Source organism: Spirochaeta lutea (assembly GCF_000758165.1).
GTDB classification, from domain to species: Bacteria; Spirochaetota; Spirochaetia; order DSM-27196; family Salinispiraceae; genus Spirochaeta_D; species Spirochaeta_D lutea.
The window spans coordinates 1-1,956 of sequence record NZ_JNUP01000061.1 but is presented as its reverse complement, the minus strand read 5'-3'; the positions used below and the strand labels follow the sequence as shown (position 1 = coordinate 1,956).

Sequence of the window (1,956 nt, the reverse complement as noted above, 5' to 3'; positions counted from 1 at the left end):
CGGTTTTTGCTACTTTCATTCACTAAGGCTTCGCCTGCACTGACGTGCAAATTTTCCGGGCAAAAACCGCGCCACTTTCGCTCCGCAGGTTAAGCGGGCGTTATGTGGACGTAAATATAGATTTTATCGATTACATGAAATTTTTGGAGTATCAACTTGAAAACGATCTATTTAATTCATGAACAACAAGATTTGCTATGGAACAATTATGGGAATTTCGAAGAGGTTTTTGCCGAAGTTGGCGCACCTTTTCCACCGAAAGAGCATCTCGAGCATATTAAATCAAATGGTGGTGAAAAAATTGTCTTATTGTCAGACGATGATTCAGAAATTTTAGGATGGATTGGAATCGTCCCAGAACCTGATAAGAAAATTGCTGAATTAGCTGGAATAGAGGTGAACTCGAATTATCGGAATAAAGGATATGGAAAGAAATTAATAACCGAGGCTCAAAAATGGCTGTCTGAAAAAGGAATATCAAAATTCAAATTTCAAACTAGTCCATTATTTACTTCGAATTCATTGCTATATGTCAAAGCATTTCAATCAGCATATAAATGGAATAACCAAAATGCGCTTCCACCTGATAATATTCCATGGCCAGTGGTTGATTGCGAGATGGAATGGCCTCTTTCTAAAAGAAAAATTAAAATTAAGGATATAGAAAAAGCGCTGGAGCGATCAATTATTACATGGACTGGACTTCATCCAAAGTTCGATGATGAAGGATTAAATTCTGCAAAACAATATCAAACTCTTGAAATTCCGTTTTTAAGTTTACCCACAGTATTTGAGGAGTTTCGAAACGGGAATTTTGATGTAGCAAAAATACCTTTTAGCGCATTTGAATGGCTATCTAATAATGGATATCATTTTTTAGATTTTCAGGAATATGATGAAAGATACTTTTACGTATTTCGAAAAAATAAAAAGTAGAATGGAGGCCACATAACAAGGAGTTTGAGACGGATTCGCCTATTTGCATGGTTTTTGCTGATGCAAAAACACATGCCAATGGACGGCTCACCGCTCAACTCGTCGTTATGTAGATCAAAAATTTACTCGCAACCTAAGAACAAAATGTGATGTAGGAAAGACTAATAAATCAATGAAATGAAAAATTGAATATTACGTAATAATTAATTAGAATTGTACGTGGGGTCGCTATGAACAAGAAGCTAACGTTAAATGTGGACGAATCAATAATTGATTTCGCTCATGAATATTCAAAGAAAACACATCAATCCATATCAAATATTGTTGAAAATTATTTTATCCATCTGAAAACTGAAATAGACACATCAGATATTTCGTCATCCGCAAAAGAATTATATGGAATTCTGGAAATGAATGAAATCCCAGATAAAAAAGAACTCAGAAAGGAATTCCATGAAAAGAGTATTAATTGATTTAAATATCATCATCGACATGCTGAATAAACGAATGGATCATGAATCAGCATTGGTGATTTATGACTTATGTAGCCGAAGAATTATAAAAGGATATATCGCGGCACATGAAATAACAACGCTGTCATATTTTTTGGAGAAGGATAAAGCCACAATTAATAAAAGAAACAGAATTATTAATAATTTATTGGATAATTTATCGGTGCTTTCACCAAATGAAACTATACTAAGAAAATCATTGGATTCAGATATCAATGATTATGAAGATGCAGTGATTGATGAATTGGCTACTAAGGAAGAATTGGATTTCATCATTACCAGGAATTATAAAGACTTTTCAAAATCAAAAAATCAAATATATACAGCGAGAGAAGCAATAGAAATATTAAAATAATAATGGGACTACATAACAAAGAGTTTGAGACGGATTCGCCTATTTGCATGGTTTTTGCTGATGCAAAAACGCATGCCAATGGACGGCTCACCGCTCAACTCGTCGTTATAAAGAGCCGGGTAATGTAATTTTGCAATGAGTTTCCGATAGTCC

The 1,956-nt window shown here is 34.2% G+C and carries 3 protein-coding genes; all 3 read left to right on the top strand.

Annotation, left to right across the window (positions count from 1 at the left end; translation table 11 throughout):
- Window positions 1-156 precede the first annotated feature (156 nt).
- The 3 genes from DC28_RS07505 to DC28_RS07495 all read left to right on the top strand — a co-directional run bounded on the left by DC28_RS07505 (window position 157) and on the right by DC28_RS07495 (window position 1,803).
- The gene (locus tag DC28_RS07505; RefSeq protein WP_037547405.1) at window positions 157-936 is read left to right on the top strand and encodes a GNAT family N-acetyltransferase; all 780 of its coding nucleotides are present in this window, start codon (window positions 157-159) and stop codon (window positions 934-936) included.
- A 230-nt stretch (window positions 937-1,166) separates the two neighbouring features.
- Window positions 1,167-1,409, top strand: coding sequence for a DUF6364 family protein (locus DC28_RS07500; protein WP_037547404.1), 243 nt, complete (start codon window positions 1,167-1,169; stop codon window positions 1,407-1,409).
- Window positions 1,390-1,803: a PIN domain-containing protein gene (locus DC28_RS07495; protein ID WP_037547402.1), complete on the top strand. Its 414-nt coding sequence runs from the start codon at window positions 1,390-1,392 to the stop codon at window positions 1,801-1,803. The genes DC28_RS07500 and DC28_RS07495 overlap by 20 nt, the downstream gene beginning before the upstream one ends.
- Window positions 1,804-1,956 lie beyond the last annotated feature (153 nt).